At 48.4% G+C, this 17,879-nt stretch carries 11 protein-coding genes; 5 read left to right on the forward strand and 6 right to left on the reverse strand.

Annotation, left to right across the window (positions count from 1 at the left end; genetic code table 11):
* Nucleotides 1-308 precede the first annotated feature (308 nt).
* Together eis and IQ257_RS16260 are read left to right on the forward strand one after the other, a co-directional pair.
* A complete protein-coding gene (eis, locus tag IQ257_RS16255) occupies nucleotides 309-1,487 on the forward strand; it encodes a GNAT family N-acetyltransferase (protein ID WP_193873993.1) in 1,179 nt (392 codons plus the stop codon).
* 28 nt (nucleotides 1,488-1,515) lie between these two features.
* Complete coding sequence (locus IQ257_RS16260; RefSeq protein ID WP_193873994.1) at nucleotides 1,516-2,439, forward strand: DMT family transporter; 924 nt, start codon at nucleotides 1,516-1,518, stop codon at nucleotides 2,437-2,439.
* 102 nt (nucleotides 2,440-2,541) lie between these two features.
* Here IQ257_RS16260 and IQ257_RS16265 read toward each other — a convergent pair whose 3' ends face one another.
* Together IQ257_RS16265 and IQ257_RS16270 are read right to left on the reverse strand one after the other, a co-directional pair.
* Nucleotides 2,542-8,313 carry a translocation/assembly module TamB domain-containing protein gene (locus tag IQ257_RS16265; protein ID WP_193873995.1) on the reverse strand — a complete coding sequence of 1,924 codons (5,772 nt, stop codon included), beginning with the start codon at nucleotides 8,311-8,313 and terminating at the stop codon, nucleotides 2,542-2,544.
* 280 nt (nucleotides 8,314-8,593) lie between these two features.
* Nucleotides 8,594-9,658, reverse strand: coding sequence for a potassium channel family protein (locus tag IQ257_RS16270; protein WP_193873996.1), 1,065 nt, complete (start codon nucleotides 9,656-9,658; stop codon nucleotides 8,594-8,596).
* 580 nt (nucleotides 9,659-10,238) lie between these two features.
* On the opposite strand from IQ257_RS16270, the gene IQ257_RS16275 reads away from it, so the two are divergent.
* From IQ257_RS16275 to IQ257_RS16290, 3 genes are all read left to right on the forward strand, one after another.
* Nucleotides 10,239-10,532, forward strand: a complete 294-nt coding sequence (locus IQ257_RS16275; RefSeq protein WP_228060765.1) for a hypothetical protein — start codon at nucleotides 10,239-10,241, stop codon at nucleotides 10,530-10,532.
* A gap of 713 nt (nucleotides 10,533-11,245) precedes the next feature.
* Nucleotides 11,246-11,506 carry an Asr1405/Asl0597 family protein gene (locus tag IQ257_RS16285; protein WP_193873997.1) on the forward strand — a complete coding sequence of 87 codons (261 nt, stop codon included), beginning with the start codon at nucleotides 11,246-11,248 and terminating at the stop codon, nucleotides 11,504-11,506.
* A 175-nt stretch (nucleotides 11,507-11,681) separates the two neighbouring features.
* Nucleotides 11,682-12,830 carry an ABC transporter ATP-binding protein gene (locus IQ257_RS16290; protein WP_193873998.1) on the forward strand — a complete coding sequence of 383 codons (1,149 nt, stop codon included), beginning with the start codon at nucleotides 11,682-11,684 and terminating at the stop codon, nucleotides 12,828-12,830.
* 102 nt (nucleotides 12,831-12,932) lie between these two features.
* Here IQ257_RS16290 and IQ257_RS16295 read toward each other — a convergent pair whose 3' ends face one another.
* From IQ257_RS16295 to IQ257_RS16310, 4 genes are all read right to left on the reverse strand, one after another.
* Nucleotides 12,933-14,420: an ion transporter gene (locus IQ257_RS16295; RefSeq protein WP_193873999.1), complete on the reverse strand. Its 1,488-nt coding sequence runs from the start codon at nucleotides 14,418-14,420 to the stop codon at nucleotides 12,933-12,935.
* A gap of 90 nt (nucleotides 14,421-14,510) precedes the next feature.
* On the reverse strand, nucleotides 14,511-16,352 hold the full coding sequence (locus IQ257_RS16300) for an aspartate kinase (RefSeq protein ID WP_193874005.1): 1,842 nt from the start codon (nucleotides 16,350-16,352) through the stop codon (nucleotides 14,511-14,513).
* 67 nt (nucleotides 16,353-16,419) lie between these two features.
* Nucleotides 16,420-16,875, reverse strand: coding sequence for a hypothetical protein (locus IQ257_RS16305; protein ID WP_228060766.1), 456 nt, complete (start codon nucleotides 16,873-16,875; stop codon nucleotides 16,420-16,422).
* 415 nt (nucleotides 16,876-17,290) lie between these two features.
* Nucleotides 17,291-17,776 carry an allophycocyanin subunit alpha-B gene (locus IQ257_RS16310; protein WP_193874000.1) on the reverse strand — a complete coding sequence of 162 codons (486 nt, stop codon included), beginning with the start codon at nucleotides 17,774-17,776 and terminating at the stop codon, nucleotides 17,291-17,293.
* Nucleotides 17,777-17,879: the final 103 nt, after the last annotated feature.

A 17,879-nucleotide genomic window follows, 5' to 3' on the forward strand; every position in this document is an offset into this window, starting at 1 on the left:
CTTGCCCAGTAAAGGTTTCAGCCGCTAAATCGATACCACTACTGAAATTATAATGCATCCTTCCAAAAATTGCTCCAAACACATACCTCAAATCCTATCCCAGTAAGGCATCGACACCACTCAAAGGAAAATATAAGGTTTCAGCGATTGGGCGAGTGGTGTCGATAAACATCTGAAAATTGCCCTCAAACCTAGATACATCAAACTATTAAGACCTTAGATAGGCATTTGAGGCAAAGCACTCTTGTTCCAGAACCAACTTGTAGTATAATAGACAACATATTGTATTATAAGGGTGCGACATCGATATGAGTTCTCAGCTCGAATATGGCACCGTCTCCAGTCCAGAAGACGCTCAACAACTTGGGAAACTGCTGTCTCAGTGCTTTGGCGATTCGCTCACCGATTGGCAACCCTACTTTGAAAGTATCGGTCAAGACAACTTCCGGTGCATCCGCCAAGCAGGACAAGTCGTTGGTGGCTTGGCGATTTACTTTATGGGGCAATGGTATGGTAGTCAACTCGTACCCATGGCAGGAATTGCGGCAGTTGGTATCGCACCAGAGTCTCGCGGTACAGGCGCGGCTTATGAACTGATGAAAGGCACTCTTCAAGAACTATATGATCGCGGAGTGCCAATTTCAACACTCTATGCAGCCACTCAAGTCCTCTATCGGAAAGTCGGGTACGAACAAGGGGGAAGCCGATGTTGTTGGGAATTATCAACACAGAGCATTCAGATTAAAGACCGCCATCTCCCCATACAAAGCATAACGCCTGTGGGTTACGAAGCCTTTCAAGACCTGTATTCCCAACAGGCTCAACTTAACAACGGTAACTTAGCTCGACATCAAGCCCTCTGGAAACGAGTGGTAGAATCATCGAATGAACAGCCCATTTATGCCTATTTGCTCGGTTCAGAAAATCAGCCAGAGGGTTATGTTATTTTTACTCAACGTCAAGAAACTGGAGGATTGCTGATAGGGATAAAGGATTGGGTAGTGCTAACTCCAGCCGCAGCACGTCGGTTTTGGACATTCTTAGCTGACCATCGCTCCCAGGTAAGTCGGGTGCGTTGGTTTAGTTCACCAATGGATTCTTTAACGCTATTGCTACCCGAACAAACCGCTAAAATCCACCAACAAGAACGCTGGATGCTGCGAATCATTGACGTGCCGAAAGCTCTCAAAAAACGAGGGTATCCTTTAAGTATTGACACCGAATTGCACTTACAAGTCCGAGACGATTTGTTTCCCCAAAATAACAGCAACTTTGTCTTTAACGTTTCTGCGGGACGCGGTGAAGTAACCAAGGGAGGAAAGGGCGAATTCTGCTTGGATGTACGCGGTTTAGCCTCTCTTTACACAGGGTTATTTACCCCTCACCAACTGCAACTCATCGGTCATTTAGACGCTACAACAGAGGCACTTTCAAGAGCAACACAGCTATTTTCCGGTTCCTCACCGTGGATGCCAGATTTCTTTTAATCACTTTTTGAAATTTTAATTTTAATTCATGCCACTCCATCAAACCTCTGGTCGTTGGCACTTGGGGCTAGGGCTATCTCTAGTGACAGTTTTCATGTGGGGAATTCTGCCCTTGGGTTTAACTGTAACCCTCCAAGTACTCGATATCTACACACTTACTTGGTGTCGCTTTCTGATAGCGTTTGGGTTGCTGGTTCTGTACTTAACGGCACGGCAGCAACTTCCCTCACTGCAACAACTGCGTTCGGCTTCCCCAAAACTGTTAGCGATCGCTACAGTATTTTTGGGGCTAAATTATCTACTTTACCTGCAAGGACTCGATCAGACCTCCCCTACCAATGCCCAAGTACTGATTCAATTGGCTCCAGTTCTGCTGGGTTTAGGAGCTTTAGCCGTGTTCAAAGAACGTTATACTCTGCGTCAATGGTCAGGTTTGGGTATTCTGACGGTGGGGTTAGCTCTCTTCTTTCACGAGCAACTCAAGATAGTACTCACTACACCATCGACTTATCTGCTAGGTAATTGCATCATTGTTTTAGCAGCAGCAACTTGGGCAGTTTATGCCCTTGCTCAGAAACAGCTTTTGCAAAAATTACCGTCCACAACCATAATGCTGGTAATTTATGGGGGCTGTGCTATCTCCTTCACTCCTATTGCGGCACCGCAACCTATTCTCACCTTGAGTCCTTTACACCTGAGTTTATTGCTATTTTGCGGTTTGAATACCCTAATTGCCTACGGAGCTTTTGCAGAAGCTTTGGAACATTGGGAAGCATCCCAAGTCAGCGCCGTCCTAGCGCTAACACCTTTAGTGACATTAAGTTCAGTTTGGATTGCTTCCCGCTTTGTTCCTACTCTGATTGCACCCGAACACTGGACAGTCTTGGGACTGTTGGGTGCTGTTTTAGTGGTTTGCGGTTCGATGGCTATTGCTGTGGGACGGAAGCGATAACGTCTCGATTGGGTAAAATGCAGCCTAGTAGGGGTAGGGTGTGGGGTGTAGACAAGGAGACTTTTGAGGTTTTACTCATCCCCCCATCTCCCCCACTTCTACCTAAAAGCGATTTTCATACTCAATCAGCAATCTACTCTCCCCAGAAAAATCTGTACTACCCCGTAGCAAAACATTATCGTTGAGCCGATAGCGCAGACCCAATTGGGGAGAATCGTCTACAGTTATATCTTTCAACACTGAAACTGAGATATTGTCGGTAATATCGACCCCAGCTTCCGCAGCCACCCCTAGGGTGGAAGTGCGCCGTTCGTCATCGGTCGTGAGGGTAGGGAACAAGCGAAACTCCGCCAATCCCAAAGCGTCACCGATGATATTGCTGACATTACCCAGTAGCGCTGACCCGGCAAGGTTCGCTAAACCCAGGGTCGTATCTCCCCGACCCAAGGTATCCACAAAACTGCCGCCCAAAAGTGCCACAATTTCCGCTTCGCTACGGGCGGGAGTGCTGGTTAGTTCCAACTGATCTGTTAGTTCGCTAGCCGGTCCTTCAACATTTGCCACAATGCGAACCGTTTGCACCCGACCGACACCGAAGTCTGGGGCATCGATAATCTCAGCAGACTCAGGACCTTTTGCCAGTCGCCGTTGGGAGGCTTCAGCAACCGATGCAACCAAACGTACATCTAAATAAGGGTCTAGTCCTTGACTGGGAGTAAATACGGCAGTATTTTCATAACCCCGTGCCAACCGGAATTGGGTAGTAAAGAGATTCACCTGACCGCGCCGTAATTCAATCTCACCTTGAGGTTGCAAGTTATCCAGAGAACCGTTCAGAGTTAGCGCCCCTTGTGCGAGAAAATTCAAAATCGGAGCCTTCCTAATTTCAACGTTTCTAACCAGTTCGATTTCTAAGTCATTAAACTCAATGGGGATGCCAGACTCACCACCACCCCCTCCTGCAACCCCTGCACCTGTTGCTGCACCACTGCCTTGATCCGGTAGCGGCACAACTCCATTCACTAAGTTAATTTCACCGCCAATGACCGGATTCAGAACTGTACCCGTCAGCACTACTTGACTTTCTTGAAGCTGACCTTTGTAAAGCCCTTTTAAATTGAGTGCCAGTTCGCCAATATTCACCGTCAGAGGATTTTCCTGAGGGGCACGTTGGTAAATAGGAATCGTTCCCGACGCCACAATTTGACCGCCACCGAAATTACCGATCAAGTTTTTCACATCAACTTGGTTAAAATTAAACTCGATTTCGCCAGTAACATCCGTAAGCGGTTCGGGTAGAACTTGAGACGCAATGGTAGCATTCTGAACCGTGGCAAATCCCTGAGCTATTAGGTCTGTGGGGCGACCTTGTTCTTGGTCAAAAGTGCCTTCAATCACCAAGTTCACATTCCCCATACCACCTTCCCAGGCAACTTGCTGACGGGTGAGTATGTTGAGTAGTGCCAGTCCCTCATCTTCAACATTGATATCGAGGGTGAGTTGGTCACTTTCTGGTGCAACGGCTTCAGGATAAGGTAGCTGGTAGGGGATGCTACCCGCCGCCGTTAGTAAGGGTTTGGCACCGGGGGCGGGAAGACTTTCGGCTGAAAAGTTGAGGCGGGCGTTGTTGTAACTGAAACTGCTCTCAATGGATTCAATTTGCTCTTGGTTGAGGGTGGCGTCTGTCACAGTGACTGCCCCTCTCACTTGCGGATTGGCAATACTACCAGAAAGAAGGGCAGTAGCATCAAGGCTGCCGGTAAAGCCAATTGCAGGTGGCAAATTCACCACATCTCGAATTGAAGCAATGGGGATGTTCTCCAACCGTAACTGACCCGATGGGGTTTCGCCACCAAGGGTGCCAGAGAAGATGGCAAAGCTCTCTCCTGATTGCAGGCGCACCGGCAGGAGAGTCAGCACACCATTTTGATAGGTGCCTTGGATCAGCGCCTGGTTCACCTCAAAGGTATCCCATTCCCAGTCTTCTCCCCGGATGTCAAATGCAGCATTAATGCCAGATGCCAAGGAGCCGCTCAATTCAACCGTGCCACTAAAGGTGCCGTCGAGTTCCTCTAAGTCCGGTAAGCCAGAGGCTTGTTCCTCCTGTTGCTGCTGTCGTTCTAAGAGGGCTTCAATTTCCGAGAAGCGGCGCAGTTGGCTTTGCAGTTTACCCTCTGGCATTCCTACCGCAGCGATGTCTAAAGGAGCATTGAAGGTTGGACTTACGTCAGTTAGGTTGACTATTTGCAAGGCAGCAACTAAGGTTTCAAGTTGCCCTTCCTCAATGTTCAGCTCTCCCTGGAATTGAGGACCACTGGGAGTTTGGACGATATTACCCGATAACACATACCGATTTTCAGCCAGTTCGACTTCATTCCCCAACCGATCGCCAAAAATAGGACCTGCAAGCTCTACCCGGTTCAAGGCAACATCGAAGGTATTCAGATTGATGGCTAAATCTCCAGAGATATTTCCAACCAGGGGTTGATTCGCAAATGCTACGGGGACAGGCGCTATATCTCTAATTAAAGAAATTGGAATATTCTGCGCGTTCACTTGCAGTATATCCCCCTCACGGGTGCCTGTAGCGATCGCTTCGCCCCGTTGAATATCAAAGGAAACGGGTTGGTAGTCTGCTCCGAGTGCTACTTCAATGCGATCATTATTCCCTTGCAGATTAAGTTCCACCCCTTGCCCTGGCACCGTACTCACAAAACCGATGAGTAACGGTTCAAACGCCAAACCACTAACGATAAAATCTGCGAGTGCTAAGTCGCCCTGAACTCTAGGGTTAGTAACTGTACCCGCAATCGTCCCCTCAAAATCAGCTAAACCCACGACATCCACATCAGCCGCCGCCGCTGGCAGAAACGCCGAGAGTTGCTCTAAATTTAGGTCAGTTGCTGCCACATCCAAATTCAAATTATCAACGGCAGCTAAAAGTCCCTGATCAAACTGTGCTGGGTTGACTTCAACAAAGCCACTGGCGGAAAGTCCCTCAGCGGTAGCGTTTTGAATTTGTATCCCTTGCCCTGTCCACTGAAACGCAGTTTTTAGGGGACGGTCAATGATGGAAAGTCCTTCACTAAAGGTTAGCTGACCGTCGGCTCGCAGCGATCGCGCGATCGCTTCAGGTGTAAGGGTGTCCAAGTTGACAGCCAAATCTACCTTACCCCTTAGGGTTCCCTGCAACTGCTCCCCAAAACGCCCCAATTCAATGCCTTGGGGTAGCAGCATTGCCTGTAAATTACCGTTACTTAACTGTAGATTTGTAGCAGTAACGGTTCCCCCCGCTACAGCTAAAATTCCCTGACCTTGTGCTTGAATCTGATTAAGAGCCACTTGATCTAAACCTCCAGCCAAATCAAAGGAGCCGGTGAAAGCTCCGGCAAATTGCTCCGGCAACTGAGGCAGTAAATTTCCAAGCTGGACACTACTCGCCTGCACATCCGCCTGCCAGCGTCCTGATGCCAGTTGTATGTCTGACGCTCTAATCGTACCCCCTGCTAGATTCAGTCGCCCATTGCCCCTGCCCCTAATCGTCGAAAGCGCTAACTCCTCTAAACTACCTGACAGATTAAAAGCTCCGGTTAAGGCTCCAGCGAATTGCGGTGGGAGTTGGGGAGCTAAACCTGCTAACCGGACGCTTTCTGCCGCAACTATTGCTTGCCAGCGACCGGCTTGTACGTCCACCTCTGATATCCGAACCGTTCCCCCACCCACATTCAAGCGTCCGCTACCAGATACGTTGATTGTCGAAGGGGAAAACTCCTCTAGAGAACCGGAAACCAAGAAAGTACCCGTGAACGGAGATTGTAATTGGGGAGGGAGTTGGGGTACTAACTGTCCAAGCTGAATGCTAGTGGCTTGTACTCGTGCCTGCCAACGACCCTCTTTTAAGTCCACCTCTGATAAAGTAACCCGACCCCCTGCTGCTGTTAGGGTAGCATTTCCCATACCACGAATTCCCGCAACTGACAAGTCTTCCAGGGAACCGGACAGGGCAAATGTGGCGTTGATGGGTTCTTGCAGGGGTTCTGGAATTTGAGGAAACAAACGCCCAATCTGGACACGATTGGCTGTGACATCAGTCCGCCAGCGACCTTGGGAAAGTTGCAGGTTTTCTGCCACAACCGTCCCCCCCGCCAAGTTTATGCGTCCCGAACCACTCCCTCTAATCCCTGGCAAGGTAAAGTTATCCAAAGGGGTCGAAACAGCAAACTCACCTGTCAGGGAACCGCTAAATTGAGGGGGTACATCGGCAAGGCGTGCCAGTTCTATCCCGCGTGCTCGTAGCTGGGCGGTCAGTCGGTTGTTGATAACCTGTAGGTTTGTGGCAATAACAGTGCCACCTGCAACGCCAACACGAGCAGTTCCCGTGGCACGGAAGTTTTGGGGCTTGTCGAGGGGAGCGAAAATCTGGATGTTAGCGGCGGCGGAACCGACGGGAACGGGTAGTGTTGTTCCGTAAGCTTTAGCAAGGACAGCGGCTGGAACTTTATTCGCTTGCAGGTTGAATCGCACGCCTCCTTGCTCACCGAGTTGGATGTTTCCCTGCCCTGTGACTATCCCCCCAATAGTGGGGAAGGCTCGCAAGTTGCTAACGGTTAGGAGTGCAGCCTCTTCAGGTTCGGCGGGTGTATCGAGCTTGAAGTCAGTTCTGATGGTGCGGAAGGTGATTTGATCGATGCGACTGGGTTTGGTGGTAACTGCCTCTCCGACAACAACGGGTTGAGTCAAAGGTCCGGTCACTTTTAGGGCAGTTTTCACTTCTCCCCCCAAAGGAACAGGAACGCTTTTTATATTAAAGGTCTGTAAAACCTGCTTGATCTGAACAGATTGGGTTTGCGCTGTTAGGTTGAACCCGTCCTGTAAATCGATGAACCCGTTGGCTTCAGCAGGAATTTGACCGAAGCGGGTGTTGACCTCTTCTAAGCCAATGGTTGTGCCTTTAAAGCGGAGCCGACCGTTGGTGTTAAAAAAGGGTTGTGGCAGTTGGGGAACTTGTGCAGTTACGTCGTCTAAGGTGGCATTTCCCCGCAACTGTAGGGGTTGTTCGGGCTGGAGTTTTATCTCTAAATCGCCACCCACTTGACCCGCTTGTAGGTTGAGGGGTAAGGGAAGTAGACTCCCGAGAGGTTTAGCCGCCACGTTTTGCCCAGTGACTTGCAAGTTAGTTTCGCTAGTTGGGTAGAAGTGCGATCCCTGTAGTTCAAATTTACCTCCACTGGCTATTTGACCTTGCAACTGGAAGCGAATCAGTTCGTTATCTTGCAAAAATTGACTGCTGCCGCGAGGAATCTCAACGGTTACGGCGGGTTGCACTTTTCCCTCGTTTGACCTGGGTACTAGCACTACATCGGCATTCCGTACCCCCAGCCCTTGCAGTTCTATCTTAATTGGTCCGGGTTCTCCCGTCTTAAGTTCGAGGTTAACCCAGCGACCATCGGCTGCCTGTTCAATGTAGGCATCTGGCTCGATTAGCGTAACTTGTAGCTCTAGCCTGCGGTTTAGGAGGAGTTGGAGTGGGTTGTATTGGACTTCCACCGCTTCTACTGAGGCGTGGTCGGGGTCTGTGGGTGTTGCTGGCAAGGCGGCGCTATCAAAGCGCAGACTATTGAGAGAGAAGCGTTGTACATCTCCCATTTCCACCGGACGATTGAGGAGTTGTGTGAGGTTTCTCTCTACCATCGGTGCGAGCATACGCTGAATGAAAATCCATGCCCCGGTAATGCCTCCGGCGGTTCCTAGCAGCAAAACAACACCGAAAGCGATGAATAAGCGCTGTCGCCAAGAACCTCTGGGAGTAGGGGATTCGGGTTGAGGAGTTGAATTTTGCTCGGGTTCGTTACCGGGATTGGGAGCGTTGGTCATTGTCCTTTTTAGTATCTGGAGATGATGTCGAATCCGCTAATCATCTATCATAAAAACTTCTTCCCTTTCTCCCCTTCGGTGCTAGTGGGTAATCAATAAACTTGATATAATTAAGGGTTAAGGTTAGTAAAATTGTGTTACTGCTGTCACCGATAGAAATCGTGGGAGCTATGGTAACTTAGCATAGACCCTAGAGGGGAATAAGCTGATTCTCCCCCAGGTATAGATTTTGATTTGACAGAAGTTGTTCCGGATTACTGAATATTTGAGCGATCGCCAATCAACTATGCTTAGGTCTACGGGGTAAGTGAGAGCGAAGGGGACTGAGGGTGCGGTTGAGTAGGCGGATTTGCTCGGCGGTTCCCATGCAGATGAGCAAATCTCCTGGCAGTAATGGGGTGTTGCCATCGGGTCCAGCAATCAGATTACCATCAGCACGGCGAATGGCGAGTACTAAAGCACCGGTTTGCGATCGCAATCGGGCTTGTCTGAGTGTTTGTCCGACTAGGGGACAGGTTTGGGGGTCAACAAGGAACTCTTCCATATAAAATGAGCGATCAGCACCGGTCAGAATTCCATCTACAAAGTCCATAACTTCGGGTCGGAGGGCAGCCGATGCCATGCGCTTCCCCCCTGTGATGTAGGGAGAAACAACGGCATCTGCACCAGCACGTTGGAGTTTTTGCAGGGCTTCTTGGGAACTGGCACGAGCGATCGCGCGGATTGTTGGGTTGAGGGTTTTTGCTGAGAGTACGGTATAGAGATTTTCGGCATCAGAGGGTAGGGCTGCTACTAGGCAAATTGCCCGTTCGATTCCCACTTTCAGGAGCGTATCATCTAAGGTTGCATCCCCTTGCATCGCCACATACCCTAACGCCTGGGCTTCTGTGACTGGATCTAGCTGAGAGTCTATCAGCACAAAGGGGATACCTTCGGCTAAAAATTCTAGTGCTACCTGATGCCCTGTGCGTCCAAAACCGCAAAGAATGTAGTGGTTCGTTAACGAATCTATCAAGCGCTGTCGTTGCCTCAATCGAATTCCTTGTTGAAAATAGCCCTGAATTAAGGCTTCTGTAAATCGATTGACGATATAAGCGATCACAATAACACCCATCAAAATCAGGGAGATGGTGAATAGGCGTCCGCGATCGCCGAGGGGGTTTGTTTCTGAATAGCCAACCGTCGCTAGAGTAATGACTGTCATGTAGGCGGCATCCGACCATGACCAGCCTTCTACTAGCTTGTACCATAACGTCCCAATGAGGGCGACTCCTAACAGGGATAGTACTCCACCAATCAGCTCTTTGCGCAGGCGCTGATATTTCTCTTCAATTTTTGAGTACACCGATGTAAGTGACCATTACTATGGGGTGGTGAATAGTCTTTCGGATAACGACGGAAAGAGGGGGCTGTCACTGAGGGCATTCTCATTATTAACCATGCCAGTATCAGCATAGTTAGGGTAGGAGAAATTATTCAGTACGCTGTATCTAAACTATTTGATATTTTCAATCCAGGGAATGAGTTGTATCGTGTATTAAGTGTGCTGATCCGTTCACGGAATTTTAACCTATTCAGCCCCATCAGTTTAGCCGGAGATCCTGAAAATATGGGCGTTTAGAAGTCCATAAAGTTTACGGATTAGATTTAACCAAGACCACAAATTTACTGGTTGTCAGCGTCTGTCAAACCAAAATTGGTGAATTAAGCTAAGGGGCTGAAGTGGTGGGACTCAATCGCGCTTTTATTTATGCAGGAACGCCTACAATTATTGCAAGTTTACTAGAGATTCCTTCCTTTTTATGCCTAAAGGAATAAGCATAACTTGACTCTTATTCCTATAATAGAGGTTGTCTTTGTTTCAAGGGGTCTTCTTTAGTGTGAATGCCCCAGCAACAAGATAAAGTAGTCTAGCCAAAAAGCTTATGTTTTCCTTAATACGAATACGGCAAGTTCTCTTGCTTCCCCTTGCTGCGCTTCTTGTTGTCTCAGCAGGTTGTCGTGTTCAGCAAGAAGAAGCCGGCGAAGCCCCAGATGTTGATGTTAATGTAGACCCTGGTAAATTACCAGAGTACGACGTTGATGGTCCAGAGGTTGAGGTAGGAACGGAAGAAAAAGATGTCACCGTTCCTGAAGTGGAAGTCACCCAAGAAGAAAAGACAATTAATGTTCCCGATGTTGACGTTAATCTTCCCACAGAGGATAAGCCTCAAGAGTAGTCAAAGGTAGTAAGAAGTTCCGATTTAAATTTGACCGGAAAATAGGGGGAGTTTGAGGGGGTGAAACGCAAGCCCCTATCATGAAGGGTCGCTCCTCTCGATTTCTTAGACAAGAATTTGCTTGGGTAAAAAGCCGGATTCCGACACTGTGGACAAACTCCTAGCGCGGGGAGTCTTCAACGAAGGGAGTAGGCTGCCGCCGTGAGCGTCAGTCCACCGGGAGTGGGTAAAAAACTCAATGTACCTCACAACGCTAGGAAATTCTATAACTGAGATCTTGCACCATTCACTGTAGGTTGAAATTTTAGTACGAAGAGAGGCTCTAGGAGGATAAACCTAGAGCCTCTCTTATTAACTGGGGGTTAAGAGTGCAAATTTAAAGCCTTCTTCTACTCAGGAAACAGCCGTCGTGTGCCATAAGCAGCCGTCTGAGAAGCATTAATCTGTTGTTTGAGGCTCGGCGGGTGAGGGTTACGGCTGATGAAGATTGGTGTAAGTGATTATAGTTATGTAGTATTTGTATATTACATTTACAACCTAGGAATTCCCTTTAACGCTTTTTAATTGAGAAAGGTTAGCGTTTGAGTTCCGTCTATTCTAGACTAGTGTAGGAGAGTTGAATCGTGAAAAAACTTCCTATCCTAAAGGTCTTCAGCAAATCTTTAAGACTATGCTGTTGACACTAATGATAAAATATTGCATTTTGAAGGAAAATGAGTTCACCCAGTTCCAACCTAAAAGTCGGTCAAGTCATTGAAGTTAATCAAGCAGATCGGTGGCAAGTATACCGCCGCCTGCAAGAACTATCGATTCAGAGTCGGTGTGGAACTAACCAGCCGCTAATTGCACAAATTGATGACGTAGCTGCCGCGATTCAACTTTGGAGTGTCGTCAGACAGCTAACTGTGCCGCGCCACAATCTAGCATCTTGGCTAGAATGCTGCTGGCAGCTTCCTGGTAAAAGCGATCGCTAAACAACATCTAAAACTAAAACTAGCACCGTATCTAACACTCAGTCCTAAACGGGCAGTTCTACCTGCCGGGGTACGCAATGCGTCTATTGATCGCTGACTGGTGCAGTCGGCAAAAATAGCAGCGTAGAATGTTCGGCTAGCCTCAATTGTCAAGTCTCGAAATCTCAAAACTCTGATGAAACAACCAGCAATTCTGCATTTAGAGAACATCACCAAGCAGTACGAAGCCGTTACTTGCCCAGCCGTTGCCCACGTCACACTCATGCTGCGCCAAGGAGAGTTGCTAGGATTGCTCGGTCCATCGGGCTGCGGCAAAACCACGCTGTTGCGGATTGTGGCAGGCTTTGAGCGCCCCGACTCTGGAACTGTAGAGTTAGCGGGACGCTTGGTTGCGGGTTCGGGGGGTTGGGTGCCGCCAGAGCAGCGGAATACGGGTATGGTGTTTCAAGACTACGCTCTCTTTCCTCACCTGACAGTGGCAGAGAATGTCGCATTTGGGTTAAAAAACCGCCGGAGCAAAAATAATAGACTCTTTGTTAAGAAAAGCACCGCAGAAGCGATCGCCTTGGTGGGATTATCAGGGTTAGAAAAACGCTATCCTCACGAACTGTCAGGCGGTCAACAGCAACGGGTTGCCCTCGCCCGTGCCCTAGCACCACGCCCCGAACTGATTCTGTTGGATGAACCCTTGAGCAATCTAGATGTGCAAGTGCGCTTGCGGTTGCGCCAAGAAGTGCGATCAATTCTAAAAGAAACTGGCACCTCAGCAATTTTTGTCACTCACGATAGAGAAGAAGCCCTTTCCATTTCTGACCGAGTTGGCGTTATGCGCTCCGGGCGTTTGGAACAGTTGGGAACACCCGAAGAAATCTACGCTTATCCAGCATCTCGCTTTGTGGCAGAATTTGTTACTCAGGCTAACTTTCTACCCGCTCGTCGCCAGGGACTGCATTGGGAAACGGAAGTGGGTTCTTTTGAAGTATCGAGATCGGAACTAGGCAACCAGGAAACAGGGGAGCGTGGGAGCTGGGGAGCTGGGGAGAGCTTTCCCATCCCTGTTCACATTCAGGATAAAGTACTTCCCGAGGCTGGTGAGTTAATGCTGCGGGAAGAAAGTGTGATTTTAAAACCTGATGATAATGCACCTGTGGTGATTCAAGACCGACATTTCTTGGGTCGCGAGTACCGCTACTGCTTACAAACTCCTTCTGGCAAAAGGCTCCATGCTCGCACGACCCTAAGTACTCAGTTACCCATAGGAACTCGGGTTAGGTTGTCGGTAGCGACCTCATCGGTACAAATTTTTCCAGCAGCCATCGCCTAGAAACGCGATATATAGCGGTTCTTACTGACATGAGGTAGAGTCCTACTCTCCACTCCCTACTCCCTACTTTCATCAGGGTGTACCTCACCAGATAGAAAAACGCTATATTGTGTCTTTACTATCACTGTTTTGATTGGATTTTCGTCGCTTTTTAGATTGGAAAGCGATCGCTTTGCCAATGTTCGGTAGGCGGCGAGCAATCACCACAAGCCGATCCCCGGACATGAGGAGTTCCTTTTTGGGAGGGTTGATGAGGGTTTCCCGACTTCCATCAATTTGTCGTTCCACAGCGATCGCAATACTATCAAACTCCTCTTTCAACCATTGCCCACTTTCCCAAAACGATATGCCAACCCACTGCTGCGGTACAGAAATCTTGTAAATTTGGTTGCCCCTCTGTACAGTAAGCAATTCTGACAGTATATCCACCGAACCCCAGTTCCGAACTGAGGTGGCAATCAAGTGACTTGCCAGTTCATCCGCCACAATCACATCTTCAACTCCCGCAACTCGAAGTTGGGCATTGTTTTTGCCGTCTAGGAGTTGCGCACAGGTGTAAATACCTGGACGGAGTTTTTCAATCGTCAACGCCGCTAAAACCGTCCTAGCATCTCGATCTTGGTCACTGCGGGGATGGATGGCATCAGCGAGTAGGATAGCCCGCGAAGCGTGATGAATTCCCACCATTTCCAGTACGTCGATGGTAGTGTAGTCCCCACTGTAGAAATAAACTTGGGAAAGATTGACACGTTTGAGTTCTCGTTCTGGTGTTTGGATAAATTCAGCAACAATGACAATCAGATAATGTTTTAGTCCTGGATCAGCTTGGATCTCCTCTATGAGTAGATGTCCGCTGCGGTTCCAGCCGCAAATAACGATATGGTCGCGCAGTTCATCGAGTTCCCAGTATTTAACTTCCATCACCGTTCTCAGTCTTTGAATCATGACGGCAGAGACAACCCCGGTAAACACCGCAAACATTGTCAATCCACCCAGGACAACCATGAGTGTAACCAAACGTCCAACATCAGTTTGAGGTTCGCCGCCAATTGGCTCTCCTGATACGAGGGTGAAAAAGCTCCACCAGAGAGAATCTTTCACTGACTTAAAATCTTCATTTTGACGCCCTTCCAGTAGGTGAATACTAAGTGCGCCCACCAGAACGATCAAGCCAACAATCAGAAAAACCCCAATCTGAACGCCCAGACTAACTGCCACAGTAGAATAGACGCGGTTCAGGTTGCGGTTTAACAAAATTCCCACCCTTAGCAACCGTAAAATTCGCAATACTCGCAACAGGCGAAAGGGTCTAAACAAGGGCATCACGGCAATAATGTCAAGCCAGTAATGCCGGAAGAAACGTTGCTTGTTGTATGCCGTGTAATAGCGAATCGTCAGCTCTAGAATAAAAATGCCCGTGAGTAGGTTTTGGGCGAGGTAAACCTGTTGGTAATATTGACCCCTATTTTCAAGAGCAACTTCGGCAATCACCAAAATGACCGAAAGCAGAATTAACAGGATCAGCAGGAATTCTGTTGGAGGAGAGTGGATGAAGCGGTCGAGACGGGATTTTAGGGTTTTTTGAGACATTTTGGGGAAATGGGAATCATACCCAATCCAAGTTCAGACCCACCTTTTTAATTTATAGAGATGTTGCATCCAACGTCTCTAGATCAGGGCTTAAGCTGGAACCTGGATTTTCTGGCTTCCAGCCAAACCAAACGCTTTGTGAATGGCTTGCAACGCTGTTACCCCATCTTCCTGAGCCACAACACAGCTAACTTTAATTTCGGAAGTGGTAATCATTTGAATGTTAATTTCCTGTTGGGCTAGGGCATCAAACATCCGCGCTGCCACACCAGGTTGTCCGACCATTCCAGCACCAACGATACTAACTTTAGCAATATTAGAATCAACGAGAATCCCATCATTCCCTAGAAAAGGGGTTGCTTCTTGTAACGTCTTCCGGGCAATTTCCGCGTCAGCTTGGGACACAGTGAACGCAATATCGCGGGTAGGTGTACCATTAATAACTCGACAGCGTTGGGACTGGATGATCGTATCGACGCTAATAGCCTGCTCTGCCAAAAGCCCGAAAATCTTTGCTGCCATGCCGGGACGATCCCGAATGTAACGAATTGCCAGACGAGCTTGGTTGAGATCGAGGGCAACACCCCGCACCGGAGGATGGGACGTAGAAGAGGATAACTCGTCTTCTTGTCTTTCTGTCTCAGCTAAAACGGGCAGTCGGGCTGGGGAACTGTTGATTTTGAAGACTTCACAGAGAGCAGCGATCGCGCGATCGCACTCAGCCGCACCAATGACACAGCTAACTTTCACCTCTGAGGTGGAAATCATCTGAATATTGATTCCGGCATTCGCCAACGTCGAGAACATCTGTGCTGCAATTCCAGGGTGTCCAATCATTCCAGCACCCGCTATCGAGATTTTGGCGATATCGCGCTCAACCATAACCTCGGCTTCGTCAGAATTAGCGTTGGCATCGCTGCGCAAGACGGGAGCAATTGCTTCTGCCACAGCTTCTGCTCGTTTGAGAATGCCTTTGCTGACGGTAAAGGCAATATCGTTGGTATTTCCCTCATGAATGGACTGGATGATCAAATCTACATCCAAGTTGCGATCAGAAATTTCCCCAAACAACCGCGCTGCTATACCAGGATGGTCTGGCACTCGCAATAGTGCCACTTTCGCCTGATCAGTGTCAAATTCTACAGCATCCACGGGGCGGGCAATTTCCAGACCTTCTAGGGAACGGGGTTGAGGCGTCGGGGAGACGACTTTTGTACCAGGATCATCTGTCCAACTCGATAGCACAACCAAAGGCATCCCATAGTTTCGAGCAATTTCCACAGCACGGGGATGCAGCACCTTTGCCCCCAAGCTAGCCAATTCCAGCATTTCATCAGCGGTAATTTCGTCCATGAGCTGGGCATCAGGAACCACGCGGGGATCAGCCGTCAAAATTCCCGGTACATCTGTATAGATTTCACAGCGAGACGCTCCTAAGGATGCTGCCAACGCCACTGCTGAGGTATCTGAACCCCCACGTCCCAAGGTCGTAATTTCCCACTCACTGGTGCTGCTGATGCCTTGAAACCCAGCCACAACGACAACTTTACCCTCTTCTAGATGTCTCAAAATCCGCTCGGTTTGGATATTGAGAATCCTCGCCCGACTGTGGTGCGCTTCTGTGACAATGCCAACCTGAGCACCTGTCAGAGAAATAGCGGGCTGTCCTAATTCCTGTAGCGCCATCGATAGCAGGGCAATGGAAACTTGTTCACCTGTGGACAACAACATATCCATTTCCCGCCGATTGGGGTTGTCAGAAATTGCGCTGGCTAGTTTCACCAAACCATCCGTCGTCTTACCCATCGCCGAAACGACGACGACTAGAGAATTACCATTTTTAACGGCTTTGATGACCCGCTGGGCAACGGATTGAATACGTTCGACTGACCCAACAGAAGTACCACCAAATTTTTGAACGACTAGCGACATCATACCAAGGGGTATTTAACATTCATTAACTTAACCAAATTAGCAGACTTAGCTAGGTCAGAACTGACTAATTTGACATAAATCCCTGTTGACCTGCTATACCCAGACCAAAACCCGTCAAAGAAAAGACAGCTAGAATTACAAAGGCTTGCCATTCCTTATAACCTGCTACTTGTAAGTCTAACCGCGCTAGCGCACCGGCTGACAGTAGCACCAAAATACGGATGAAAACATTAATCCAGCAGAGGATGAGTACAGCCAAAAAAGCGCCTATAATCACTGACATAAATGCTCGGGTATCTGATTTGATCCAACTGCCGTAAACGGTTTGCAGCAGCGTCAGGGGTGCTGTCAGGGCTAAAGCAATTAATACGACATACCCTGCTCCCATCAGCCAGAACAGCCAGGGTCGATCCGTTTTAGACATCCACTCTGAGGCAGCAATCAGCCAACCAAAGACGCTATTGGTGAATAAAAGGAGTAACAGTGAAGTCCAAGGCAGTTTCTTGACAAAAAACATCATCAATGCAATCAGGTGACTTCCTGAAAGGTACTACACAGGTATGCAGATGCCCTAAGTGACATTTATACCAAAAGAGGATTAGTCCTGCGATCGCTGTTGCTTCTGCCTTGCTCCCATGGCTCTGAATCTAGAAGAAGACACCTAGATTTATCTTAGAGACTCTGTTGACTATGATCACATTCACAACAATTAGCTGATCGAGATCGCAATCGAACAGTAGCGACTCAAAGCATACTAGGGGAAGACTGAACTCTAGCCGAGTCATCAATAGGGAACATACAAATAGCCGACAGGTTCTCCCCTAGAGACTGTCGGTTTTTCGTATAACTATTGGTCATCAATCATTAGTCACTCATCAGAGGACGGAATGACTAATGGCTGATGACCAAGCAGGAAAATAGGCTTACCCCAACAATCAAGACATGGCTTGAATAATGTAATCGAAGTAAGGAGCCGCTGCCTTGGCATCGTCCTGACTCAGCAACGAAAGCGAAGCCTCTTTTAGGCAACGGATTGCCTCTGCCATTCCAGCCACGGGGACACCGAGGGAATTGTACATTTCTTTGACCCCAATCAAACCGATTTTTTCAATCGGTTCCTTATCACCTGCTAAAACACCGTAAGTAATCAGCCGCAAGTACCAGCCGTAATCGCGCAAGCACAGCGATCGCTGACGTTCACCGTAAGCATTGCCGCCTGGAGAAATGAAGTCAGGACGTTTCTGCCAAAGCTTTTTGCTGGCTTCATCGCGGATCTTTTTTTCATTTTCCGTTAGCGTGGAAACGATGCGCATCCGCTGTTCGCCGGTTTGCAAAAACGCTTTTATACTTGTCAGTTCACCGGAACTGGGATATCGAAGTTGGTCGTCTGCTTTGAGAATAACTTGGCTAACTACGCTCATTTTAATTGTGTTAACGCTAAGTAACATTTGTAGTTTAGCGATTCTCTGCTACACAAATAAAGGGGTGCTGAGATGCGGGGGGGCTGGGGAGAAGAGTAACACC

The organism is Coleofasciculus sp. LEGE 07092, assembly GCF_015207375.1.
GTDB lineage: Bacteria > Cyanobacteriota > Cyanobacteriia > Cyanobacteriales > Coleofasciculaceae > LEGE-07092.